Annotated in this window: 18 protein-coding genes; 5 read left to right on the top strand and 13 right to left on the bottom strand. The window is 70.4% G+C overall.

Annotation, left to right across the window (positions count from 1 at the left end):
• Positions 1 to 124: 124 nt before the first annotated feature.
• Positions 125 to 1,327: a signal recognition particle-docking protein FtsY gene (ftsY, locus tag ACWDR4_RS01670; protein WP_450402462.1), complete on the bottom strand. Its 1,203-nt coding sequence runs from the start codon at positions 1,325 to 1,327 to the stop codon at positions 125 to 127.
• A gap of 289 nt (positions 1,328 to 1,616) precedes the next feature.
• On the opposite strand from ftsY, the gene ACWDR4_RS01665 reads away from it, so the two are divergent.
• A complete protein-coding gene (locus ACWDR4_RS01665; RefSeq protein ID WP_450402460.1) occupies positions 1,617 to 2,588 on the top strand; it encodes an LLM class flavin-dependent oxidoreductase in 972 nt (323 codons plus the stop codon).
• A 128-nt stretch (positions 2,589 to 2,716) separates the two neighbouring features.
• On the opposite strand, the gene ACWDR4_RS01660 is transcribed toward ACWDR4_RS01665, so the two are convergent.
• The 4 genes from ACWDR4_RS01660 to ACWDR4_RS01645 form a co-directional block, all read right to left on the bottom strand.
• Positions 2,717 to 4,135: a sugar porter family MFS transporter gene (locus ACWDR4_RS01660; protein WP_450402457.1), complete on the bottom strand. Its 1,419-nt coding sequence runs from the start codon at positions 4,133 to 4,135 to the stop codon at positions 2,717 to 2,719.
• A gap of 215 nt (positions 4,136 to 4,350) precedes the next feature.
• Positions 4,351 to 8,610, bottom strand: coding sequence for an AAA family ATPase (locus ACWDR4_RS01655; RefSeq protein ID WP_450402454.1), 4,260 nt, complete (start codon positions 8,608 to 8,610; stop codon positions 4,351 to 4,353).
• A gap of 273 nt (positions 8,611 to 8,883) precedes the next feature.
• Positions 8,884 to 9,087: a hypothetical protein gene (locus ACWDR4_RS01650; protein WP_006375438.1), complete on the bottom strand. Its 204-nt coding sequence runs from the start codon at positions 9,085 to 9,087 to the stop codon at positions 8,884 to 8,886.
• 392 nt (positions 9,088 to 9,479) lie between these two features.
• Positions 9,480 to 9,761: an acylphosphatase gene (locus ACWDR4_RS01645; protein WP_235474576.1), complete on the bottom strand. Its 282-nt coding sequence runs from the start codon at positions 9,759 to 9,761 to the stop codon at positions 9,480 to 9,482.
• Positions 9,762 to 9,903: 142 nt separating this feature from the next.
• Between ACWDR4_RS01645 and ACWDR4_RS01640 the strand changes: the two genes are divergently transcribed.
• Together ACWDR4_RS01640 and ACWDR4_RS01635 are read left to right on the top strand one after the other, a co-directional pair.
• Entirely contained in the window at positions 9,904 to 11,055 is a 1,152-nt protein-coding gene (locus ACWDR4_RS01640; protein WP_450402452.1) for a CAP domain-containing protein, read from the top strand.
• 103 nt (positions 11,056 to 11,158) lie between these two features.
• Positions 11,159 to 11,554, top strand: coding sequence for a winged helix-turn-helix transcriptional regulator (locus ACWDR4_RS01635; protein WP_450402450.1), 396 nt, complete (start codon positions 11,159 to 11,161; stop codon positions 11,552 to 11,554).
• Here ACWDR4_RS01635 and mutM read toward each other — a convergent pair.
• From mutM to recG, 8 genes are all read right to left on the bottom strand, one after another.
• Complete coding sequence (mutM, locus tag ACWDR4_RS01630) at positions 11,527 to 12,387, bottom strand: bifunctional DNA-formamidopyrimidine glycosylase/DNA-(apurinic or apyrimidinic site) lyase (protein WP_450402449.1); 861 nt, start codon at positions 12,385 to 12,387, stop codon at positions 11,527 to 11,529. The genes ACWDR4_RS01635 and mutM overlap by 28 nt on opposite strands.
• Before the next feature lie 139 nt (positions 12,388 to 12,526).
• Entirely contained in the window at positions 12,527 to 13,366 is an 840-nt protein-coding gene (gene rnc / locus ACWDR4_RS01625; RefSeq protein ID WP_450402446.1) for a ribonuclease III, read from the bottom strand.
• Positions 13,367 to 13,385: 19 nt separating this feature from the next.
• Entirely contained in the window at positions 13,386 to 13,559 is a 174-nt protein-coding gene (gene rpmF, locus ACWDR4_RS01620; protein WP_030753522.1) for a 50S ribosomal protein L32, read from the bottom strand.
• A gap of 2 nt (positions 13,560 to 13,561) precedes the next feature.
• Positions 13,562 to 14,212 (bottom strand): YceD family protein, encoded by a 651-nt coding sequence (locus ACWDR4_RS01615; protein ID WP_450402444.1) that lies wholly within the window; start codon positions 14,210 to 14,212, stop codon positions 13,562 to 13,564.
• Positions 14,213 to 14,352: 140 nt separating this feature from the next.
• Positions 14,353 to 15,390 carry an ATP synthase F0 subunit B gene (locus ACWDR4_RS01610; protein WP_450402441.1) on the bottom strand — a complete coding sequence of 346 codons (1,038 nt, stop codon included), beginning with the start codon at positions 15,388 to 15,390 and terminating at the stop codon, positions 14,353 to 14,355.
• A 137-nt stretch (positions 15,391 to 15,527) separates the two neighbouring features.
• Positions 15,528 to 16,007, bottom strand: a complete 480-nt coding sequence (gene coaD, locus ACWDR4_RS01605) for a pantetheine-phosphate adenylyltransferase (RefSeq protein ID WP_235479875.1) — start codon at positions 16,005 to 16,007, stop codon at positions 15,528 to 15,530.
• Between the two features lie 26 nt (positions 16,008 to 16,033).
• A complete protein-coding gene (gene rsmD, locus ACWDR4_RS01600) occupies positions 16,034 to 16,618 on the bottom strand; it encodes a 16S rRNA (guanine(966)-N(2))-methyltransferase RsmD (RefSeq protein ID WP_450402439.1) in 585 nt (194 codons plus the stop codon).
• 189 nt (positions 16,619 to 16,807) lie between these two features.
• Positions 16,808 to 19,045: an ATP-dependent DNA helicase RecG gene (recG, locus tag ACWDR4_RS01595; RefSeq protein ID WP_450402437.1), complete on the bottom strand. Its 2,238-nt coding sequence runs from the start codon at positions 19,043 to 19,045 to the stop codon at positions 16,808 to 16,810.
• A gap of 173 nt (positions 19,046 to 19,218) precedes the next feature.
• Here recG and ACWDR4_RS01590 point away from each other — a divergent pair, with 173 nt between their 5' ends.
• Both ACWDR4_RS01590 and ACWDR4_RS01585 read left to right on the top strand, forming a co-directional pair.
• Entirely contained in the window at positions 19,219 to 21,063 is a 1,845-nt protein-coding gene (locus ACWDR4_RS01590) for an HSP90 family protein (protein WP_450402434.1), read from the top strand.
• Positions 21,060 to 24,011: a tetratricopeptide repeat protein gene (locus ACWDR4_RS01585; RefSeq protein WP_450402431.1), complete on the top strand. Its 2,952-nt coding sequence runs from the start codon at positions 21,060 to 21,062 to the stop codon at positions 24,009 to 24,011. Before ACWDR4_RS01590 ends, ACWDR4_RS01585 begins: the two co-directional genes overlap by 4 nt.
• The last annotated feature ends 23 nt before the right edge of the window (positions 24,012 to 24,034 follow it).

Genomic DNA, 24,034 nt, shown 5'->3' with positions numbered 1-24,034 from the left:
CTCGACGCCGAACCCCGACTCACACGACGAAGCGCCCGTTCCCAACTGCACCTTGGGACGGGCGCTTCATGCTGCACCGTTCGACGGACCACCACCCCTGAACGTTCACAGGTGGTCCAGGAGTTCAGTCGCCGATAAGTGCGTCAACGAACGCCTCCGGCTCGAACGGAGCCAGGTCGTCGGCCCCCTCGCCGAGCCCGATCAGCTTCACCGGCACGCCCAGCTCGCGCTGCACGGCGATGACGATCCCGCCCTTGGCGGTGCCGTCGAGCTTGGTGAGCACGATGCCGGTGATGTCGACGACCTCGGCGAAGACACGGGCCTGGACGAGCCCGTTCTGCCCGGTCGTGGCGTCGAGCACGAGGAGCACCTCGTCGAGCGGGGCGTGCTTCTCGACGACGCGCTTGACCTTGCCCAGCTCGTCCATGAGCCCGGTCTTGGTGTGGAGCCGCCCGGCGGTGTCGATGAGAACGACGTCGGCACCGGCCTCGATGCCTTCCTTGACCGCGTCGAAGGCGATGGAGGCGGGGTCGCCCCCTTCAGGACCACGCACCGTACGGGCCCCGACCCGGTCGCCCCAGGTCTGGAGCTGGTCGGCGGCGGCGGCCCGGAAGGTGTCGGCGGCACCGAGGACGACGTTCTTGCCGTCGGCGACGAGCACGCGCGCGAGCTTGCCGGTGGTGGTGGTCTTGCCGGTGCCGTTGACACCGACGACCATCACGATGCCCGGGGTGTCGAGGGGCGAGTCGGTGTTCACGACGCGGTCGAACCCGGGTTCGAGGATCTTGAGCAGCTCCTCGCGCAACAGCGCGCGCAGCTCGCCGGGGGTCCGCGTACCGAGCACCCGCACGCGCTCGCGCAGCCGCTCGACCAGCTCCTGGGTGGGCAGGACACCGACGTCGGCGGTGAGGAGGGTGTCCTCGATCTCCTCCCAGGTGTCGTCGTCGAGGTGCTCGCGCGCGAGCAGCGTGAGCAGCCCCTTGCCGAGCGCGTTCTGCGACCGGGAGAGCCGGGCGCGCAGCCGGACCAGCCGCCCGGCGGTCGGCTCCGGTACCTCGATCTCGGGAGCGGAGGGAGGCTCCTCGACGGCGACGGCCGCGCCGTCTCCCGCCTCGGGAAGATCCACCTCCTCTATCGTGCGGCGCGGTTCGTCGCGCGGCGTCTCGGCCTCGTCGCCGACGTGCGGCTCGGCCGGAGGGGCGGTGAGGTCGGGTGTCGTGGGGGGCGCCGGGGGCAGCGGCTTCTTCCTGCGGCTGCCGACGACGAGCCCACCGAGCACACCGAGCACGATCACGGCGATGACTACAGCAAGGATGATGGTTTCCATAGCCTGTCCAGTATGGCGTGACCTACCGCCCGGACGTTCGTTGCCCACACGGGGCCGCAGGCACCACCGGGCCGGGCTGGTCCGCCGTCCGACCTCACGTCGGCCGGGAAGCCCCCAGGGGCGGAGTCACAACGGCACCAGTATGCGGAAACCGTCGGGTATGCGGAGCAGCATCCCCAGGGGGTGTCACGGCCCATCCGGTGGGCCGCGACACCCCCTCCCCTTACCCCTGGCCATCTGACACACCGTCAGCTAATCTCCCCCGGCACACCCGCCGGAAGGGACCCCCATGCCCGTCACCGTCGTACGTTTCAACCTGGTCGCCCCCGACGCCACCCCCGCCGACCTCCGCGCCCGCTACCAGGCCGCGATCGAGATGGCCGCGTACGCCGACGCCCACGGCATCACCACCGTCCAGACCGAGGAGCACCACGGCGTCGCCAACAACTGGCTGCCCTCGCCGTTCGCCTTCGCGGGAGCCGTGTTCGGGGCGACGCGGCGGATCGCGGTGACCGTGTCGGCGGTGATCGGCCCGTTGCACGACCCCTTGAGGCTCGCCGAGGACATCGCCGTACTCGACCTCCTGAGCGGCGGACGGCTGGTCACGGTCGCCGGGATCGGATACCGGCCCGAGGAGTACGCCCACTTCGGCGCCGACTGGAAGCGGCGCGGCAAGCTCCAGGACGAGCTGCTGGAGACCCTCCTCAAGGCCTGGACCGGGGAGGAGTTCGAGTACCGCGGCCGTACGGTACGGGTCACTCCGCGCCCGTGCACCGACCCGCACCCGCTGCTCCTGGTGGGCGGCTCGTCGAAGGCAGCGGCAAGGCGCGCCGCCCGTCTGGGCCTCCCCCTCTTCCCCAGCGCACACCTGCCCGAGCTGGAGGCCTACTACAAGGAACGGCTCGTCGAGTACGGCACCGAGGGCTGGACGATGATGCCGGCCGCCGAGACCCCGCTGCTGCACATCACCGAGGACCCGGACCGGACCTGGGCCGAGCACGGCCACCATTTCCTGCACGAGGCCCGCACATACGCCTCCTGGCAGTCCGGCGACATCCGCTCCGCCGTGAAGTCGGCGGCGACGACGGTCGAGGAACTGCGCACCGAGGGCGTCTACCGGATCCTGACGCCGGAGGAGTGTGTGGCGCAGGGCCTGGACAACTACGTGCTGCATCCGCTGTCGGGCGGGATGCCGGTGGAGGAGGGCTGGCGGAGCCTGCGGCTGTTCGGGGAGCGGGTGGTACCGGCGCTGGCGGCCTGACGTACCCGCCCCGGAACAGGAGAAGCCGCCCCCGGCTCGGGCAGTGGCCGAGCCGGGGGCGGCGGGGGTACGAGGAGGAGGGCAGCGGGGACTTGGCCCTCCTCCCCGAGTCATGCGGGAGGTGTGGGTTACCCCATCTCCTCCAGCGTCTTGCCCTTCGTCTCCTTGACGAACCGGAGCACGAACGGGATCGAGAGCGCCGCGAAGATCGTGTAGATCACGTAGGTCGCGGAGAGGTTCCAGTCGGCCAGGGACGGGAAGCTCGCGGTGATGGCCCAGTTGGCGATCCACTGCGCGGCGGCGGCCACACCCAGGGCGGCGGCGCGGATCTTGTTCGGGAACATCTCGCCGAGGAAGACCCAGACCACGACACCCCAGGAGAGGGCGAAGAAGAGGACGAAGATGTGGGCGGCGACCAGGGCGATCCAGCCCTGGGTGGCGGGCAGCTTGCCGTCGACGAGGTCGAAGGAGAAGGCCCAGGCCTCCAGGGCGAGGCCGACGACCATGCCGACGGAACCGATGAGCGCGAGCGGCCGGCGGCCGATCCGGTCGACGAAGATCATGGCGATGACGGTGCCGACGATGTTGATGATCGACGTGGTGAAGGAGTAGAAGAACGACTCCGTCGGGTCGACGCCGACCGACTGCCAGAGCGTCGAGGAGTAGTAGAACGCCACGTTGATACCGACGAACTGCTGGAAGACCGAGAGCCCGATGCCGATCCAGACGATCGGCTTGAAGAAGAAGGTGCCGCCGAGCAGGTCCCGGAAGGTCGACTTGTGCTCGCTCTTCATGGCGTGCTCGATCTCGGCGACCCGGGCGTCCATGTCGATCCCGTCGCCCTCGACCTCGCGCAGCACCTCACGGGCGCGCTCGTCCCGGCCGACGGAGATCAGGAAGCGCGGCGACTCGGGGATCGCGAGGGACAGCAGCCCGTACAGCACCGCCGGTACGACCATCACACCGAGCATGACCTGCCAGGCCTCGACGCCCAGCAGCTCGCCGCGCTGGTCACCGCCGGCCGCGTTCAGGATGCCCCAGTTGACCAGCTGCGAGATGGCGATGCCGACGACGATCGCGGCCTGCTGGAAGGAGCCGAGCCGCCCCCGGTACGCGGCCGGGGCGACCTCAGCGATGTAGGCGGGGCCGATGACGGACGCCATGCCGATGGCGAAGCCGCCGATGATCCGCCAGAAGGCGAGGTCGTACAAGGAGAAGGGCAGCGCGGAGCCGACGGCGCTGATCGTGAACAGCACCGCGGAGATCTGCATGCAGCGGATACGGCCGATGCGGTCGGCCATGCGTCCGGCGGTGGCGGCGCCGATGGCACAGCCGATCAGGGCGACGGCGATGACCTGGGCCAGAGCCGCGGAGCCGATGTCGTAGCGGTCCCGGATGGCCTCGACGGCTCCGTTGATCACGGCGCTGTCGTAGCCGAAGAGGAAACCGCCCATCGCAGCCGCCGCCGCGATGAAGATGACGTGCCCGAGATGCTCGGGGTGAGCCGTCACGGCTCCTGACTTGAGTGCCTGCTCACTGCTGGTCACGTACAACTCCTCGGGCCACCGGCAACGCCGCCGGTGTGGGGGCGGCCCTTCCAGTGGCGCACAGCGTTGCGCTGCCCACCACCTGAAGGTAAAAGCAACGTTTCCGAGAATATGCCTTCAAGTTTCGCAGTCAAGAGGGGGGTATTACGGCGCGTGAACCCGCAGGCGACGACCTTGCGTTCAACTATTGAAGAGATAATGAAGGAGCTGGGGAGCTAGCGAAGGCGCTGACTGATGACCTTCGACACGCCGTCGCCCTGCATGGAGACTCCGTAGAGCGCGTCGGCGACCTCCATCGTGCGCTTCTGGTGCGTGATCACGATCAGCTGGGAGGCCTCCTGCAGCTCCTGCATGATCCGGATCAGCCGCTGGAGGTTGGTGTCGTCGAGCGCGGCCTCGACCTCGTCCATCACATAGAAAGGGCTGGGGCGCGCCTTGAAGATCGACACCAGCAGCGCGACCGCCGTCAGCGACCGCTCACCGCCGGACAGCAGGGACAGCCGCTTGACCTTCTTGCCCGGGGGCCGTGCCTCCACGTCCACGCCGGTGGTGAGCATGTTGTCGGGATCGGTCAGGATCAACCGCCCCTCACCGCCGGGGAACAGCCGGCTGAAGACGCCCTCGAACTGCACGGCGGTGTCCCGGTACGCCTCGGTGAAGACCTGCTCGACGCGCTCGTCGACCTCCTTCACCACTTGCAGCAGATCGGCGCGCGTCTTCTTCAGGTCCTCAAGCTGCTCGCTGAGGAACTTGTGGCGTTCCTCCAGTGCCGCGAACTCCTCCAGGGCGAGCGGATTGACCTTGCCGAGCTGCTGGTAGGCCCGCTCGGCCGCCTTGAGGCGCTTCTCCTGCTCGGCCCGGTGGAACTGCTTCGGCTGGTTGCGCGGATGCTCCGGGTCCTCGGGCAGCTCTTCCCCCTCGGCAGGGAGCGAGGGCGGCACCAACTGATGAGGACCGTACTCGGCGACGAGCCCCTCGGGCTCCACGCCCAGCTCCTCCAGCGCCTTGGTCTCCAGCTGCTCGATCCGCATGCGCTTCTCGGCGCCGAGCACCTCACCGCGGTGCACGGAGTCCGTCAGCTTGTCGAGTTCGGCCTTGAGGTCACGCCCCTGACCGCGAGCGGCGGCCAGTTCCTGTTCCCGCCGCGCCTTGGCGGCATCGGCGGCGACCCGCTCGGCCTCGGCCCGCCCGAGCGACACCTCGACGTGCGCGAGCAGTTGCCGGGCCCCGGAGGAGACGGCTTCGGCGACGGCCGCCTCGTGTCTGAGCCGCGCCCGCCGCTGCTCGGCACGCGCGCGTGCCTCACGTTCGGCACGGGCGGCCCGGTCGAGCGAGTCGGCCCGTCCGGCCAGCCCCTTGACCCGCTCCTCGTGCGTACGGACCTGGAGCCGGGCCTCCATCTCGGTCTGCCGCGCATTGGCGCCATCGGCGGCGAGCCGATCCCGCACCCCCGTATCAGGCTCCTCCTCGACGGGCATCTCCTCGACGACGGCCAGCCGCTCCGCAAGTTCCTCGGCATCCTGTACGGCCCTGTCGAGCGCCTCCTGTGCCCGCGCCGCAGCCGCGGTGGACCTCTCGGCCTCTCCGGCGGCACCCCTGGCCTGCCCGGCGAGCCGCCCGAGCTGCTGGGCGACGGCCGACTTCTCCCGGTCGGCGGCCCGCCGCCGCTCCCCCAACTCCTCGACGAACGCGGCACACTCCTTGCGCCGCTCCCCCGCAAGCTGCTGCGCCCCGGCCAACTCCTCGCACCGCACGGCCAGTTCGTCGAGCTGGGCGGCGGCCTCGTCGACGGAGGCCTGCACCTCCAGCAGACTCGGCACCCCGGCGGACCCACCGTGCGCGAAGTGGGCGCCCAGCAGATCCCCTTCAGCGGTCACGGCGGTCAACTCCGGCCGCGCGTACACCAGTTCCTCAGCGTCTTCGAGCGTCTCCACAACCACGATCCCACGCAGCAACCGCCGTACGGCGGGCATGAGTTCGACGGGCCCACGAACGAGATCGGCGGCGAGGGGAGGCGCAATACGCCCGCTGCCCTGGGCGGGCGCGGCGCCCTGTCCGCCGACAGCACCGGCATCGCGGGCACCGCCGGAGGCGGTACCACCGCCCGCACCCGGCCCTCCCGAACCCGGCCGCCCGACGGCGTCGACGGCCCGTCCACCACCGAATCCGGCGCCCTCGGCACCGCGTCCTCCCCCGAGGTCCGAGCTGTCCCGCACGGGCACCGCGGCACCGGGTCCGCCGCCGGACACCTCACCCACAGGACCGAGGAGGCCCCCCGACCGCCCTCCGACACCATCCGCAAGACCCGCCAGGTCACTTGACCCCGCGCCCGGTTCCCCCACCACACCTGGTACCGCCTCCGGCGAACCGCCCGCAGAGTCCGAGCCGGCGCCCAGCCCCTCACCGGCCCCCGGACCGGTATCCCCAGCGTCCACCGAGCCAAGCGCACCCGACTCCCCCGCCACGCCCGGTGCCGTCTCCCGCGAACCGCCCACAGGCCCCGAGCCGGCGCCCAGCCCCCCGCCCGGCTCCCGGCCGACATCCGCAGAAGCCGCCAAGCCGCGCGCGCCCTCGCCGTCCGCAGGACTCACCGAGGCACGCCCACCGGCCTCGGGCGAACCACCCTCAGAGCCCGAGCCGACGTCCAGCCCCTCACCAGCCCCGCGACGACCGCCACCCACAGCACCAGGCCCACCTGCACCCGGCTCCCCCGCCGAACCCCCGGACCGCCGCAGCCCACCGGCCTCCAGCTCCGGCGCCCCCGCCAACAGCAGGGAAGCGCGCCCCCCGTCCTGCTTGCGCAGCAGGCGGATCGCCGCCGCTGCCGCGGCCGGGGTCGTTACCGCGATCGCGTCCGCTGCCGCGCCGAAGGCGGCGGCCACGGCGACCTCGTGGCCCGGGGTGACCGTCAGGAGTTCGGCCGCCGGGCCGAGCAGGCCGGTGAGGCGGTCCTGGGCGGCCAGGAGCGCGCCCGTGCCGTCCTTGCGGCGCAGGCCGAGGGCGAGGGCCTCGTGACGGGCCTGGGTGGCGGCGCGTCGGCGTTCCGCTGCCGTGGCCGCTTCGCGGGCTGTCGAAAGGGCCGCTTCCGCGTCCGCCAGGGCCGCCTTCGCCGTGTCGTGGCGTTCCGCCAGGTCCGCGTCGCCCGCGTCGAGGCCGTCGACCTCGGCCTTCAGGATCTCGTACTCCTCCTGGGCCGCGACCGCCCGTGCCTGGGCCTCGTCACGGGCGGCGGCGAGACGGTCGATCTCTGCCTGGGCGCTGGCCGCGCGTGAACGGGCCGCATTGACCTGGCCGTTCAGCCGGGCCAGGCCCTCGCGGCGGTCGGCGATCGCACGGGCCACGTCCTTCAGGCGCCGTTCCTCGACCGCGAGTTCGCGCTCCAGTTCGGCGCGGTGCGCGACCGTGTCCTCCAGCGCGTGCTCGGCCGCCTCCAGGGCCGCTTCCAGCTCGGCCTCCTGCTCACGGATGCGCGCGGCCTCGCGCTCCATGTCCTCGGGCTCGCGGCCACGCCGTTCCTCGGCGGGGGCGGAGGTGGCGCTCTTCACACGCGCGTCGGCCAGTGAGACGGTGCCGCGCACACGTTCGGCGAGCTGGGACAGCTCGTACCAGGTCTGCTGGGCGCGCTGGAGGCGCGGGGTGAGCTGCCGTACCTCGTCCTCAAGGAGCGCCTCGCGCTGGAGGGCCTTCTTCAGTTCGGCCTCCGCCGACTCCTTGCGCTCCTTGAGCGCGGCCTCGTCCGCGACCTCCGTCCGAAGCGCGGCCCGCAGCCGTACGAGGTCGTCGGCGAGGAGCCGGAGCCGGGAGTCACGCAGGTCCGCCTGGATCACCGCGGCCCGGCGGGCGACCGCCGCCTGCCGCCCCAGCGGCTTCAGCTGGCGCCGCAGTTCGTCGGTGAGGTCCTGGACGCGGGCGAGGTTCGCCTGCATCGCGTCCAGCTTGCGCAGCGCCTTCTCCTTGCGCTTGCGGTGCTTCAGTACGCCGGCCGCCTCCTCGATGAAGGCGCGGCGGCCCATCGGATCGGCGTGCAGTACGGAGTCCAGCTGGCCCTGGCCGACGATGACGTGCATCTCGCGGCCGATGCCGGAGTCGGAGAGGAGTTCCTGGATGTCGAGGAGGCGGCAGGTGTCGCCGTTGATCTGGTACTCGCTGCCACCGTTGCGGAACATGATCCGCGTGATGGTGACCTCGGCGTACTCGATGGGCAGCGCGCCGTCGGAGTTGTCGATGGTGAGGGACACCTCGGCGCGGCCCAGCGGCGGGCGCCCGGTGGTGCCGGCGAAGATGACGTCCTCCATCTTGCCGCCGCGCAGCGACTTGGCGCCCTGTTCGCCCATGACCCAGCTGAGCGCGTCCACGACGTTGGACTTGCCCGAACCGTTGGGCCCCACGACACACGTGATGCCCGGCTCGAACCGGAGCGTGGTCGCCGAGGCGAACGACTTGAACCCTCGGAGGGTCAGGGCCTTGAGGTGCACGCCGCTGGACTCTACCTTCCGCCGGTATGTCACACGATGAACCCCCGCATACCCCGCGGTTTCACGGATGAACGTGCAGGGCACACCAGACGTTAAAGAGAGTGCAAGCGCTTGGGGAAGCACGGAAGCATCCGCAGAGGCACCGAAGCACCGGGGGAAATAAAGAAGGGACGCCGAAGCGTCCCTTGCAATACTCTGGCCAAAATCTGAACTCTGACAACTTAGCGGTTGATACGAGCAGCCAACCACTGCGTGTCGCGACCGATGCAGTGATCAGGTGAGCGCGGGCTCCGCCTGGCGTGCGTCGATGCTCTCGAGAAGCGAGTCGTGAGAAGCGGCAGCCGTCAGCTCGTCGTTCTCAGCCTGGATGCGTCCGAGTTCGGATTCCAGGTCCTGTACGCGCTGCTGGAGCCGTCGCATCTCGGCGAGGAGTCGCGGGTCAGAGCCGCCGACGTAACCGAGAAGCGCCTTTGCCATGATTGATGGTCCTCCACACTGAGTGACCGACCGAAGCGGTGTGGGTCGTGAGGGAATCGCACCCGCGATGCTTGGCACTCTGGAGTTCTTGCCGACGTTCGTGCTGCCGTTCTTACATGCCAAACAGCTAAGGTGCGCGGGGCTTTCAGCGTCTCACCAAAAAGTTTGACGGTCAACACGATCACGCCCTGTATTGGCGGGCGGCACCGTGGCGCACGGCCCCCGTGGGGCGGCGCTGCGACTCCGGCGGGGCCCGCGGGCGTGCCGACAAGCGTTTTCTGCGGAGCCTGCCACGACCTGCGCTTCTTGGCAACCACCAGGCCGTTTCTGCTGTGGACAGGTGCGCGTGGCATGTCCACGGACCGCCGCCTGGGCCCCTTTACAGAACCCTCTCAGCGGATGGCGAAGCCGTCGTAGATCCGGCGAGGTGTGTCCCAGATCTCGGTGACGCCGTCCACGCGGCCGGGCGTGTCGCTCCCCCGCAGCCAGTCGAGCAGTCCTTCACAGCCCGGACGGGGACCTTCCGCGACCACTTGCACCCGTCCGTCGTCCAGATTGAGAGCAAAACCACTCAGGCCGCCGATCTCCAGAGCCTTCGCCCGCGTGAACCAGCGGAAACCCACACCTTGGACGCGTCCGCGCACCCAGGCAACCAGCCGTACATCCTCGTTCATGGGTGCACGCTAACGGGCCAATGTCTCTCTCAGCACTTGCTCCCCTTGCGCCATGGGGTACCGTCCCCACCCAACGAATCTCATATGAAACTCACTCGATCGAGTGAGTTACCCGGACCGCAAGGACGAGGAAGGCCAAAACATGGGACGCCACCGACGCTCCGCCGCCGGCCGCGCCGCCACGGGTCGCGCCACGGGGGTCACGGAAACATACGATTCGGGCACGGGCGGTTACGGATCCGATCACGGACCGTACGACTCCCAGGTCCCGCCCACACACACTCCGCACACCGCCTACAGCACGCTGTGGGAGGACGCGCCCACGACCGTGGGCATCGCCCCCTATCTGAACCCCGAGGCGCACTCCGAGGCCTACGCGAGGAGCGACGCCTACCTCTTCGCCCCGGACGACACCGGCGCCCACGGGGCGGTGCACGGCGACGGCCCCTTCGACGGGCCGGGCTCCGGTGGCACGCGCCGCCGCAAGAAGCGGTCGTCCAGGCCGATCCGTACGGGCCTGCTGGGTGTCTCCGCCGCGGTCGCCCTGGGCACCGTCGCGGTCGCCACGGGCGTGCTGCCCGGCGGCGACAAGTACACGGTCGGCGGCGGCAGCAGCGGCGACAAGGTGCAGGCCGCGGACTCCCCGACGAACGACGAGACCCAGCAGGGCGGTACGTCCGGCAGCGCCGACACGGACCGTGACAGCGGTACGTCGACGAGCCGCGACGCGGACCGGGACACCTCGTCCCCGTCTCCGTCCCCCTCGACGTCGACCGCGTCGGCGGCCCCGACGACCAAGGCTCCGCCGAAGAAGACGGCGGTCACGCCCAGCGAGGCACCGAAGGCGACTCCGACGCCCACGCCGACGAAGTCGAAGGAGAAGCAGCAGTCCTCCGCCCCGATCACGGTGTCCGCGGAGGCCGCCGCCGAGGCGGAGGTGCTCAAGCTCGTCAACGAGGAGCGGGCGAAGGTCGGCTGCAGCGCGGTGTCCGCGAACAGCGCGCTGCGGGAGCTGGCGGAGGCGTTCAGCGACGACATGGCCGCCCGGGACTTCTTCGACCACACCGACCCCGACGGGCTCTCGCCCTGGGACCGGGCGGACAAGGCCGGCATAACCGACCTCGGCGGCGAGAACATCGCCCGGGGCCAGGCCGACGCCGCCGCGGTGATGGAGGCCTGGATGAACAGCCCCGGCCACAAGGCGAACATCCTGAACTGCGACTTCAAGACGCTGGGAGTGGGTGTCCACCTCGGTACGGGCGGCCCCTGGTGGACGCAGGACTTCGGCTACTGACCGGCAGATCCGCCGCCGGAACCGGCCGAGCGACCCGAAGATTGCACTAACTGCCGGTTAGCGCAATCTTCAGGTAAGCGCTGCGCTCGCGTACGCTGGGGTCATGATGAACGCCACGGAGGAGCAGAACAGCCTCCCCTACGACGTGTTCGCCAAGGCCTGTCCGTCGCGCGGCACGCTGGAGCACGTCACGGGCCGTTGGGGCGCGCTCACACTCGGCGCCCTGCAAGAGGGCTCGCTCCGCTTCAACGAGCTGCGCCGCCGTGTCGACGGCGTGAGCGAGAAGATGCTCTCCCAGACCCTCCAGGCCCTGGAGCGCGACGGCCTGGTCCACCGCGAGGCCCAGCCGACGAACCCGCCCCGCGTGGACTACGAGCTGACCCCCCTGGGCCACGAGGTCGCCGAGCGCCTGCTGTCGCTCATCCACTGCGTGGAGGGCCAGATGGACTCCGTACTGGCGGCTCGCGAACGCTACGACACCGCGCGCGGGACCCTCTGACACTTCGGACAGAAGTAGCTGGACCGGTTCATCCAGGGACGGCGGAGCATCGGCGTCGCACACCGCTTGCAGGGCAGTCCCTCGCGTCCGTACGCGTCGAGCGAGCGGTCGAAGTACCCTGATTCGCCATTGACGTTGACATACAGACTGTCGAAACTCGTGCCGCCCACGGCCAGCGCCGCGTTCATCACATCCCGTACATGGCCCAGGAGTTCGGCCGTGCGCGGGCGGGTGAAGCCGGCGGTCGGACGTTCGTAGTGGACGCGCGACCGCCAAAGGGCCTCGTCCGCGTAGATGTTGCCGACGCCGCTGATCAACGACTGGTCGAGCAGGGCCCGTTTGATGGTCGTACGCTTCCGGCGCAGCGCCTGATGAAAGGCCTCGTCGTCGAACAACGGGTCGAGGGGGTCGCGCGCGATGTGGGCGATGACATCGGGCAGCCCGTCGGGGGTGTTGTCGTGCAACGACAGCCCACCGAAGGTGCGTTGATCGACGAACCGCAGCTCGGTGCCGAGGTCGTCGGCGAACCGCACACGAATACGCAGATGCTTCTCATCGACGGCATCATGCGGCTGAACCAACAGCTGCCCACTCATCCCGAGATGCGCCAGCACCGACTGCCCACTGTCCTCCAACGGCAGCCACAGATACTTCCCGCGACGACTCGGCGCACCGATGCGATGCCCTTTGAGGCGGTACGTGAAGTCATCGCCACCGGCGATGTGCCGCCGCACGGCCCGAGGATGCAACACCTCGGCATCAGCAACGGTCCGCTGGGCCACCCACCGAGCAAGCCCCCGCCGCACGACTTCAACTTCAGGCAACTCGGGCACAGAAACCCCCTGCTTTTAGCTTTTGGCTTTTAGGGGCGCGGGGGACTGCGCGACAAGCCACAACGAGCCCGCAGCCGAAGAACAAACCAAAGAACACCAGTGCCCGTCCCGCCAGGGACAAGCACTGGTGCACACAACCTCAGGCAGAGGTGGAGGAAGACGCCTCAACGTCATCCTCAACAGGCACCGCAGCCTCAGCTGCGGCCACAGCCACCGCCTCAGCGGCAGCAACCTTCGCACGTTCATCCGCATCAGCACGGATAGAACGCCAGGCCGATTCCGCAGCCTGCTGCTCCGCCTCCTTCTTGCTGCGGCCGGTGCCGGTGCCGTACGAGACGCCTCCGACGCGGGCGGCAGCAGTGAAGGTCTTCTCGTGGTCCGGACCGGTCTCCGTGACCAGGTACTCGGGGACACCGAGCCCTTCGGTCGCGGTGAGTTCCTGGAGACTGGTCTTCCAGTCCAGGCCGGCACCGAGGTTCGAGGACTTCTCGATCAGCGGGTCGAAGAGACGGTGAACAAGTTCACCCGCCGCGTCGAGACCCTGGTCGAGATAGACAGCGCCGATCACCGCTTCAAGGGTGTCGGCGAGGATGGACGCCTTGTCCCGCCCGCCCGTGCCCTCTTCACCCCGGCCGAGCCGGATGAAGGAGCCGAGTTCGAGCCCACGGCCCACCTCCGCGAGCGCACGAGAATTAACCACCGCGGCCCGCAGCTTGGCCAACTGGCCTTCTGGGAGGTCGGGGTGGGTGCGGTACAGCGTGTCCGTGACCACCAGGCCGAGCACGGAGTCCCCGAGGAACTCCAGCCGCTCGTTGGTGGGCAGACCGCCGTTCTCGTACGCGTACGAACGGTGGGTCAGCGCACGCACCAGAAGGGCGGACTCCAGCTGGTAGCCGAGCCGCCCTTCCAGAAGCGTGTGGGACGAGGCCGTGTCCGCCGTTTTCTTCTTGGCGGTCGAGTCCGCCTGGGCGTCAGACATGAAGCCTCTCACCAGCCGCTCAGACCTCGAGGACCTGGCGCTTGTTGTAAGTGCCGCAAGACGGGCACGCGATGTGCTGCAGCTTGGGCTCCTGGCAACGCTCGCACGCAACCAGAGTGGGGACCGCAGCCTTCCACTGCGACCGGCGGTGGCGCGTGTTGCTGCGCGACATCTTCCGCTTCGGAACAGCCACGGCTACTTCTCCTGCTTCTCGTCGACGCCCGCTTCCGCGTCGGCGCCGCTGATCTCGTCCTTCTCGCCGGGTTCGAGTGAACCTGCGAGTCCCTGCAGTGCCGCCCAACGGATGTCGACGGCATCGTGGTGGTGGTCCGGGTCGTCCGCCAGCCGGGCTCCGCACTGGGAGCACAGGCCGGGGCAGTCGTCCTGGCACACCGGCTGCATCGGCAGTGCGAGCACCACCGCATCACGCAGCACGGGTTCGAGGTCGAACAAGCCGTCCTCGATGAAGAGCGTGTCCTCGTCTTCCTCGGCGTCGTCGGCCGGTTCCGCTTTCACACGGCCCCGGTCGTCGGCGTCAGGGTACGAGAACATCTCCTGGAAATCCGCTTCGAGCTGCTGCTCAAGCGGCTCCAGACACCTTACGCACTCCCCCTTGGCGCGTGCACGGGCGGTGCCTGTGACAAGCACACCTTCCATGACCGACTCCAGGCGGAGTTCGAGCTCCACCGGCGCGCCTTCCGGCACTCCGATGACTCCCTGGATCCCGAAATCCTTGGGAGCGTCGATCTCACGGGTCAGGCGCTGCAGCGCGCCAGGACGCCGCCCCAGCTCGTGTGTGTCGAACACAAGAGGGTTGCGGTGGTCGAGGCGGGCGTTCAGAGCCATTCCTGCTTTCGATCTTCGATGCTCGGCTGCCCGTCTTCCGGGCAGCGGTGATCGCAGAGGTACACGCGACCGAAGAGCCAGGATACTGGACCTTCCGCCCACGGCCCAATCCGGTCCCCTCGGGGGCACTTAGGGGGCGCTTACTGCCCGCCGCGCCCCTGCTCGTAGGCGCGCAGCTGCTCGGCGCTGATCATGGTGGTGTCGAAGAAGCTGGTCTCGTCGAGGGCGTGCGGCTGCTGCGGCTGCTGCTGGTCGTAGGCGGCCTGCTGACCGTCGTAGCCCTGGTAGGCGTAGGGGTCGGCCGACTGGTAGCCGTACTGGTCCTGCTGCTGGGCGTACGCCTGCTGGTAGCCGCCGTACGGGTCGGCGGGCTGCTGGTAGTCGTACTGGTCCTGCTGGCCGTACTGCTGCTGGGCCGGGATCTCCGCCGCCCGGGGCTGTACCCCCAGGGAGTCCGGGGAGTCGGCGAGGTCGGCCAGGTAGTCGGCGTCGCTGGTGTGCTGCCTGGGGCTGCCGTCGTCGTCCTGGCCGAGGGCGCCGAGGTCGTCGGAGGCGATACGGCCGTGCAGGGTCTGCCGGCCTCGGCCGACCGCGTCCAGGGTCTTGGCGAGGACGGCCTCGAAGGCGCCGAGCTTCACGTCGACGTATTTGTCGGCGTTGAGACGCAGGGTCTCGGGGTCGTGGCTGCGCTCGGGGGCGTCCTCGTCCTCGTAACCCTGGTCGTCGAGGCCGGGGCCGGTGCCGAGCAGCTTCTCGCGGCCTCGGCCGACCGAGCCGAGGGTCTTGGTGAGGACGACCTCGAAGTTGGCGAGCTTGGAGTCGACGTAGTCGTCGGCCTCGGCGCGGACGTCCTCGGCCTCCTTGCGGGCCTCGGCGAGGATGCGGTCCGCCTCGTTCTGGGAGCGGCGGGCGACCTCCGTGTCGGAGATCAGCGAGCCGCGCTCCTCGTGGGCGGTCCGGATGATCCGGTCGGCCTCCTGACGGGCCTGCTCGACCAGCTGTTCCCGGTCGCCGATCAGCTCCTGTGCCTGCGCGAGGGAGCCGGGCAGGGCCGCGCGCACCTCTTCCAGCATCGCGAGCAGGTCGGCGCGGTTGACCACGCACGAGGCCGACATGGGCATCGACCGGGCACTGGAGACCGAGGAGACGATCTCGTCGAGCTTCTTCTGCACGTCCACCGTGTGCTCGCCACTCTCTACAGCTGTGATGAAGACGGACGGGTCGACTGTACGACTCCTGTCGCCCCGCCCGACACCGAGTGACGGTTTGTCAGTTCTTCGTCAGCCCGATCGCCGGGCCGTGGTCAGTCCGTCGGTCAGTCCTTCTTGAGGCGGCCGTCGAGGGCTTCCAGGACGAGCGGCGGCACGAGGTGGGAGACGTCCCCGCCCCAGGCGGCCACCTCCTTGACCAGCGAGGAGGACAGGAAGCTGTAGGTGGGGTTGGTCGGCACGAAGAGCGTCTCGACACCGGACAGACCGTTGTTCATCTGGGCCATCTGGAGTTCGTAGTCGAAGTCGCTGACAGCTCGCAGGCCCTTGACGATGGCCGGGATGTCGCGCTGCTTGCAGAAGTCGACGAGGAGGCCGTGGAAGGACTCGACCCGGACGTTTCCGAACTCGGCGGTGACCTGGCGGATCAGGTCGATCCGCTCGTCGATCTCGAACAGGCCCTTCTTGGACTTGTTGATCATGACCGCGACATAGACCTCGTCGTACAGACGGGAGGCGCGGGAAATGATGTCGAGGTGTCCGTTGGTGATCGGGTCGAACGACCCGGGACAGACGGCGCGGCGCACTAGTGATCCCTCGCTCTCCGGTCCGGTCATCGTGCGTCTTCGCACGTAGAGGCGGCGCGACCGTACCAAAACGTTCCCTCGCCGTAGCGACGGGCCCGGAGCGCTTCGAAGCCGTCCGGCCACCCGAATTCGCCGCCTCTGGTGCTGCGCTCCACGGTGACGAGGGCTTCGGCCGCGAGCCAGCCCCCGGCCCGGAGTGTGAGCAGGATCTCGCGAAGATCGTCGTCCGGAACGGCGTACGGCGGGTCGAGGAAGACGATGTCGTACGGCTGTGTGGACGCCGTCTGAACAACCTGTTCCGCCTTGCCCGCCCGGACCTCGGCGCCGGGCAGCCCGAGCGTCTTGACGTTCTCGCGGACGATGCGGGCGGCGCGGGCGTCGGCCTCGACGAGGAGGGTGTGGCCTGCGCCGCGGCTGAGCGCCTCCAGGCCTACGGCGCCCGAGCCGGCGTAGAGGTCGAGGACGCGTTCGCCGTCCAGGGGGCCGCCGAGGAGGGCTCGCCAGGTGGAGAAGAGGCCCTCTCGGGCGCGGTCGGAGGTGGGGCGTGTGCCGGTGCCCGGCGGGACGGCTAGGCGTCGTCCGCCGGCTGTGCCGGCGATCACGCGGGTCATCTGGGGTCCTTGTCCGTGGCCGTGAGGTGGTTGCGGATCCAGTTTCGCAGGAGGGGGTGGGGGGTGCGCTGTGGTGTTGGCGACTGCGGGTCTGTGGGGGCTGGTCGCGCAGTTCCCCGCGCCCCTGGGGGCGCCCCTGCGGGGCTGCCCCAGGCAGCACCAGCCCCCAAGGCCCGGCGTCGAAGTGACTCATCCCTTGTCCAGGTACTGCTCCCTCTCCTCGTCCAGCAAGGCATCAAGCGCCGTCCGTAGACCGGGGAGGTTCTCCAGTTCAGGATCCGCCGCTACGACCGCCGCCGCCTCCTCCCTCGCCTCCGCGATGATTTCCTCGTCGTCGATGACGGTGAGCATCCGTAGGGAGGTGCGGGCGCCTGACTGGGCCTGGCCCAGTACGTCGCCCTCTCTGCGTTGTTCGAGGTCGATGCGGGAGAGTTCGAAGCCGTCGAGGGTGGCCGCGACGGCGTTGAGGCGCTGGCGGGCCGGGCTCGCCTCGGGCATCTCACTGACCAGGAGGCAGAGACCGGCGGCGGAGCCTCGGCCGACGCGGCCCCGGAGCTGGTGGAGCTGGGAGACGCCGAAGCGGTCGGCGTCCATGATCACCATCGCGGTCGCGTTCGGCACGTTGACGCCGACCTCGATGACCGTGGTGGCCACCAGGACGTCCGTCTCCCCGGCGGCGAAGCGGCGCATCACCGCGTCCTTGTCGTCGGGGTGCATCCGGCCGTGCAGGATCTCGACCTTCAGCCCCTGGAGGGGGCCCCGGGTGAGTTGCTCGGCCACCTCCACGACGGCGAGGGGCGGGCGCTTCTCGGCCTCGTCCTCGGGGGAGGCCTTCTTCTTGCCTGACTTCCCGGCCTTCTTCGGGTCGGCGGGTTCGTCGACGTCGTCACCGATGCGCGGGCAGACCACGTACGCCTGATGGCCGTTGCCGACCTCCTCGCGCACGCGCTCCCACGCGCGCGCCAGGAAATGGGGTTTGTCGGCGGCCGGGACGACATGGCTGGCGATCGGCGAGCGGCCGGCCGGGAGCTGGTCCAGGACCGAGGTCTCCAGGTCGCCGAAGACGGTCATGGCGACCGTGCGCGGGATGGGCGTGGCCGTCATGACGAGGAGATGCGGGGGCTGTTTGCCCTTGCCGCGCAGGGCGTCGCGCTGTTCGACGCCGAAGCGGTGCTGTTCGTCGACGACGACCAGGCCGAGGTCGTGGAACTGGACCTTGTCCTCGATCAGCGCGTGTGTGCCGATCACGAGTCCCGCTTCGCCGGTGACGAGGTCGAGGAGCGCCTGGCGGCGGGCGGCGGTGTTCATGGAGCCGGTCAGGAGGACCACCTTGGTGGCCTTGTCGGCACCGCCGAGCATCCCGCCCTCGGCCAGCTCGCCCATCATTTCGGTGATCGACCGGTGGTGCTGCTGGGCGAGCACCTCGGTGGGCGCGAGCATCGCGGCCTGGCCGCCCGCGTCGACGACGGCGAGCATGGCGCGGAGGGCCACCATCGTCTTCCCGCTTCCGACCTCACCCTGGAGCAGCCGGTGCATCGGGTGTTCCGCCGCCAGGTCGTCGAAGATCTCCTTGGAGACCTTCTGCTGGCCCTCCGTGAGGGTGAAGGGCAGTTTCGCGTCGAAGGCCGTGAGGAGGCCGTCCGGGGTGGGCCTGCGGGGGACCGCCGGGAGTTGGGCGTCCGCGTGGCGGCGGCGGGCCAGGGCGACCTGGAGGACGAACGCCTCGTCCCACTTGAGGCGGGTGCGCGCGTCCTCGATGTCCGCCTTGGTGTGCGGACGGTGGATCTTCAGGAGGGCCTCGGGGAGGGTGGCCAGCCCCCTGCCCTCCCGGAGGGAGGGGGGCAGCGGGTCGACGGCCTCCTGGGCACGCTCCAGGACCGTCTGCAGCGACTTGGCGATCTTCCAGGACTCCAGCTTCGCGGTGGCCGGGTAGATCGGGATCAGGGCGCCCGCCCAGGAACCGACCGTCTCCGCCGCCTCGTCGCTGTCGCCGCGCAGCAACTCGTACGCCGGATGCGCCAGTTGGAGGCGGCGGTTGAAAACCGAGGCCTTGCCGGCGAACAGGGCACGGGTGCCGGGGAGGAGTTCCTTGTGGGGTTTGTGGACTCCATGGCCGAAGAAGACCAGTTGGAGCCGGCCGCTGCCGTCCGTGATGGTGACTTCCAGGCGTTGGCCCTTGCCCCCTCGGGCCTTCGAGGAGGCGAAGGTGTGCAGGCGGGCGTCGGCCACCTGAGCGACCACCGTCACGTGTTCGTCCATGGGGAGGTCGGCCAGGTGGGTGAGCTGGCCCCGCTCCTCGTACCTGCGCGGATAGTGGTGCAGGAGGTCGCCGACGGTGAGCAGGCCGAGGTGCTCGGCCATCACCTTCGCGGTGGCGGGGCCGAGCACCTTTGTGAGTGGTTCTTCCAGTGCGGGCACGAGATCCATTGCACACCACGCCACTGACATTGCCGTATACGTATGGGGAATCCGCTGGTCAGACGGCTCGTTCCGGGCCTAGGATGGCGCGCCACCGGCCATCCCCCGCGGTCACCGCCTCACCGGGACCGCCCGACCCCGCGCCGTCGCCAGAACCTGGTCCCCCCACCGGCGCTGCGACGATGGACTCCCAGACCTCACAGTCATCCCAGGCATCCCAGTCACCGCATACGTTCCAGGTCGACCTGCGCGGCCTCGTGGACCTGCTCTCCCATCACCTCTACTCCAGCCCCAAGGTCTATCTGCGCGAGCTGTTGCAGAACGCCGTGGACGCGATCACCGCCCGGCGGGCCGAACAGCCCGACGCCCCGGCGCGGGTGCGGCTGTACGCCGAGGGCGGCACCCTGCGGGTCGAGGACTCCGGGGTCGGTCTCACCGAGGCGGACGTGCACAACCTGCTGGCGACGATCGGCCGCAGCTCCAAGCGGGCGGACCCCGGCGACATCCAGGAGGCGCGTTCGGAGTTCCTCGGCCAGTTCGGCATCGGGCTGCTGGCCTGTTTCGTCGTGGCCGAGCGGATCAGGGTCGTCAGCCGCAGTGCCCGTACGCCGGACGCACCGCCCGTGGAGTGGACGGCCGCGGACGACGGTTCGTACACCGTGCGTACGCTGCCCGACGACGCCCGGCCCGAACCGGGCACCACCGTGCACCTGGTGGCGCGGCCCGGGGCCGGCGAGTGGCTCACCGAGGCGCGGGTGCTGGCGCTGGCGCGGGACTTCGGGTCGCTGCTGCCGTACGACGTGCGGGTGGGCGACGAGGCCGTCACCGATCTGCCCGCGCCCTGGAACCGTCCGTACCCGTCGCCCGCCACCCGAAGGGTGGCCCTTCAGCGGCACTGTCACGACCTGTTCGGGTTCTCGCCGTTGGACTCGATCGACCTGGACGTGCCGCTCGCGGGGATCCGCGGGGTGGCGTACGTCCTGCCGTCCTCGGTGAGTCCGGCGCAGCGTGCGAGCCATCGGGTGCACCTGAAGGGCATGCTGCTCACCGAGCGGGCCGAACAGCTGCTGCCCGACTGGGCGTTCTTCGTGCGGTGCGTGCTGGACACCGACAGTCTGAGGCCGACGGCCTCGCGCGAGTCGCTGTACGAGGACGAGACGCTGGCCGCCGTACGGGAGGCACTGGGCGAAAGGATTCGCTCCTGGCTGACCGGGCTCGCCGCCGGTGATCCGGAGCGGCTGGCCACGTTCCTGTCGGTGCACCACCTGGGCGTCAAGTCGCTGGCCAGGCACGACAAGGAGATGCTGCGCACGATGCTGCCGTGGCTCCCCTTCGAGACGACCGACGGGCAGCTGTCCCTGGAGGAGTTCGCACAGCGGCACCCGGTGGTGCACTTCACCCGGAGTGTCGAGGAGTACCGGCAGGTCGCGCCGATCGCGTCCGCGCAGGGCGTCGGTGTCGTCAACGGCGGCTACACGTACGACAGCGAGCTGATCGAGGCGCTGCCGTCGGTGCGCCCGGGGACCGTGGTCGCCGAGCTGGACGCCGACACCGTGACCGCCCACCTGGACGCGGTCGACCCGGCCGAGGAACTGGCCCTGTCGGCGTTCCTGGGGGCCGCGCGGGCCAAACTCGACCCCCTGGGGTGCGATGTCGTGCTGCGCGCCTTCCATCCGCTGTCCGTGCCCGCGCTGCACCTGGACGACCGGGCCGCCCGGCACGAGCAGGCACGCGCGGAGGCCGAGGAGCAGGCCGACGACCTGTGGGCCGGCATCCTCGGCTCACTGCGGGGCAGCGCCCCGCGCGCGCGGCTGGTGCTCAACCATCTCAACCCGCTGATCCGGAGGATCAGTTCCCTGGACGACCCGGAACTGATCGGCACCGCCACGGAGTCCCTGTACGGACAGGCTCTGCTCATGGCGCAGCGCCCGCTGCGGCCCGCGGACTCCGCGCTGCTGAACCGTGCGTTCATCGGCCTCCTGGAGTGGGCCACCCACAGCGATCCCACGGAGGACGGCCGGCGATGAACGAGATCAAGGACTTCGACGCGCTCCGCGAGGCCATGGCACTCAACGCGGAGCAGCCCGAGGGACCGGCCCGCAACGCGCGCGCGGAGCAGCTGCTGGTAGAGGCCGAGAAGCTGAACATCCCGCTCGCCGTGATCGAGGCGCTCGGGCACCAGCTGAAGGCCTACAACTACAGCTCCGAGAAGGACCGGATGTTCGTCCCCTTCGCGCGTCTGCTGCGCATGTGGGACGAGCGGCCCGAGGACTTCGACGAGTACGAGGTCCACACGCTGCACTGGGTCTTCAAGTGGATGACCGCGGGCATGCTGGACCAGCCGCACATCCCATTGGCCTCCATCGAGAAGTGGCTCGGCGAGATGGAGCACCGCTACCGGCTCGCCGGGCACTCCGAACGGGCCGTGCGCGGCGCCGAGTTCAGTGTGGCCGCGCATGTCGGCGACCTGCCGCGGGCCGAACGGGCGTACGCCGCCTGGCTGGCCGCCGACCGCGACAGCATGGCCGACTGCCACGCCTGCGAACTGCACAGCCAGGGCTGGTGGCAGGCCGAGCGGGGAGCGGACGCGGAGGCGCTCGACCTGTGGCGGCCGGTCCTGGAGGGCGAGTTCACGTGCGCCCACGAGCCGCACACCGTCCTGGCGTCCTCCCTGGGCCCGCTGCTGCGCCTGGGCCGCCTGGACGAGGCCCGCGCACACCACCTACGGGGTTTCCGGCTGGTGCGGCCCATGGAGAGCATGCGGGGCGCGTACGGGGACCACGTCGAGTTCTGTGCGCTGACCGGGAACGAGGCACGGGGCCTGGAGCTGCTCGCGGAGCGTCCGGCGTACTTCACGGACTCCGGGCAGCCGCGCAGCCAGATGGACTTCATGGCCGCCGTGGCCCTCCTGATGGACCGGCTGACCGGCCTGGGCATGGGCGCCCAGTCGGTGCCAGGACCGGCCGGGCGTGCCTGGACGGCCCGCGAACTCGCCGTCCACGCGCGCGAGGAGGCTCTTTCGCTCTCCGCGCGCTTCGACGCCCGCAACGGCACGTCGTACGTCGGTGAGGACGTCCGCGCGCGCATGGCGCAGGTTCCCCTGGTGGACCGGCTGCCGCTGGGTGTGAGGGCGTCCGGCATCCCCGCGCCCCGCAGGGCGCCCGTGGAGTCCGTGTACACCCCGGACACCGCCGGGCAGCAGGCCGACGCCCCCGGCGACCTGTCCGCGCTGCTCGCCGAGGCGCGCCGGATGTCGAACGGTCTGCTCCCGCACGCGATGGAGGCGTGGGCGGCCGTCTCCCGGGCCGCCGAGGGCGCCGAGCTATCGGTGGCCGACCAGGCGGAGATCGTCGACCACAAGGCCATGGAGGGCGGTCCTGAGGGCATCACGCTCTTCGAGCGGGCCGCCGAGCTGTACGCCGAGGCGGGCGACCCCGGCGAGGCCCTGGCCGCCCGCGCCCGCGCCGCGTACGCCCGCGCCCTGGAGGGCGACATCGACGCGGCCCTGGACGCCGTCTCCGAGCCGTACGAGGAGGTCCTCGCCCTCTACTCCGACGAGGGCACCGGCGTACGGCAGGCCGCGGCCGTCCTGATGGGGCGCGCCCGCATCCTCATGCGCCAGGTCGAGGAGACCGGCACCGACCGGTCCCTGGCCGCCGCCGAGAACGCCGTACGGGAGCTGCTGGCCCTCGTCGACGGGCACGCCGGGGACGACGTACGGCTCGCCTCACGGGGCGCGGAGGCACAGGCCATGCTCGGGGAGCTGGCGACGCGCGCCGGGGACCTGGAAGGCGCCGCGGAGCTGTTCACCTGGGCCACGGACGCGTTCGTCGCGGCGGGACTGCCGTGGTTCGCGGTGGAGTACGAGGCCCGGCTGGCGGGACTCGCCCACCATCTCGGCGACATCGCCGGGGCCGAGCGGGCGCTGCGCGGGGCCCTGGAGCACGGTGGGGCGTATCTGGAGGCGGCGGGCCACGCCCAGCTGAACCTCCAGCTCGCCGAGATCCTCGGGGCGCGTGACGAGGTCGGCGAGGCCGCGGACCACGCCCTGGAGGCCGCGCACTGGGCCGACGAGGCGGGCGAGGGCCCGACCCTGGGCGCCTGGGCCCGGCATCTGCTCGGCGGTTTCCTGCTGCGGCAGGGCCGGTGGGCGGAGGCGGCCGAGGTGCTGGAGTCCGCGCTGCCCGACCTCGGCGCCGAGACGCACGGCGACGGGGCGGTCGTCCAGACGCTGTGGTGGCTCGCCGACTGTCTGGGCGAGCTGGGCGAGCACCGCGAGTCGGCCGAACGGCGGTTGAAGGCCGCGGAGATCGCCCGCCACTGGCCGGAACAACAGGACCACGCGACCCTCGCCCACCTCGCCGCCGAGTCCCTCGGCCAGGCCGGGCTGCCCGCCGAGGCCGACCAGGCCTACGAACGCGCCGGCGACCTGTGGCGCTCGCTCGGCAATGTGCACGGGCTGGTGCGTGCCCTGCGCGCCCGCGCGTGGCTCGCGCTGCGCACGGAAGCGGGCCTGGCCGGGGCCCGGCGGCGAATGTCGGACGCGGTCCGTGAGTGCGCCGAGGCCCTGTCGGAGGCGGAGGACCTGGAGTCCCGCGAGCAACTCGGCGCCGAACTCGCCCACACCCACCGTCAGTTCGGCGACCTGCTGGCCCGTTCGGCCACCGAGGACGCCGAGGACGGTGCGATCGAGGCGGCGTTCGAGGAGGCGCTGGCGCAGATGAGAAAGGCGATCGCGGTGTTCTCGTCGTTGGGCGAGGAGGGCCTGCACGGCCGCACCGGCGCGGAGCTGGCCGCGGGCTGGCTGGAGGCGGACCTGAGCCGGCCGGGGGAGGCGGCGGCACGCGCGCGGGGGGTACTGCGGGCGTACGGGGGCTCCGCCGGGGAGTCGGACGCCGAGACGGTGCGGGCGCGGCGGGCGGAGGCGGAACAGATGCTGCAGCTGATGGAGGAGCAGGAGGCGGAGGCGGAGTAACTGACCCCGAGTTTCCTTCGCCC

Source organism: Streptomyces sp. NPDC000878, from assembly GCF_053599695.1.
The sequence above is the reverse complement of the archived record's forward strand: the minus strand, read 5'-3'. Positions and strand labels throughout refer to the sequence as shown.

Excerpts from the sequence above, each read along its gene's own strand:
- ACWDR4_RS01615 (WP_450402444.1), bottom strand. The coding sequence starts at position 14,212 with ATGGCTCTGAACGCCCGCCTCGACCACCGCAACCCTCTTGTGTTCGAC.
- ACWDR4_RS01650 (WP_006375438.1), bottom strand. The coding sequence starts at position 9,087 with ATGGCAAAGGCGCTTCTCGGTTACGTCGGCGGCTCTGACCCGCGACTC.
- ACWDR4_RS01645 (WP_235474576.1), bottom strand. The coding sequence starts at position 9,761 with ATGAACGAGGATGTACGGCTGGTTGCCTGGGTGCGCGGACGCGTCCAA.
- rnc (WP_450402446.1), bottom strand. The coding sequence starts at position 13,366 with ATGTCTGACGCCCAGGCGGACTCGACCGCCAAGAAGAAAACGGCGGAC.
- ACWDR4_RS01635 (WP_450402450.1), top strand. The coding sequence starts at position 11,159 with ATGATGAACGCCACGGAGGAGCAGAACAGCCTCCCCTACGACGTGTTC.
- ACWDR4_RS01640 (WP_450402452.1), top strand. The coding sequence starts at position 9,904 with ATGGGACGCCACCGACGCTCCGCCGCCGGCCGCGCCGCCACGGGTCGC.
- ftsY (WP_450402462.1), bottom strand. The coding sequence starts at position 1,327 with ATGGAAACCATCATCCTTGCTGTAGTCATCGCCGTGATCGTGCTCGGT.
- recG (WP_450402437.1), bottom strand. The coding sequence starts at position 19,045 with ATGGATCTCGTGCCCGCACTGGAAGAACCACTCACAAAGGTGCTCGGC.
- ACWDR4_RS01590 (WP_450402434.1), top strand. The coding sequence starts at position 19,219 with ATGGACTCCCAGACCTCACAGTCATCCCAGGCATCCCAGTCACCGCAT.
- ACWDR4_RS01585 (WP_450402431.1), top strand. The coding sequence starts at position 21,060 with ATGAACGAGATCAAGGACTTCGACGCGCTCCGCGAGGCCATGGCACTC.
- rsmD (WP_450402439.1), bottom strand. The coding sequence starts at position 16,618 with ATGACCCGCGTGATCGCCGGCACAGCCGGCGGACGACGCCTAGCCGTC.
- ACWDR4_RS01665 (WP_450402460.1), top strand. The coding sequence starts at position 1,617 with ATGCCCGTCACCGTCGTACGTTTCAACCTGGTCGCCCCCGACGCCACC.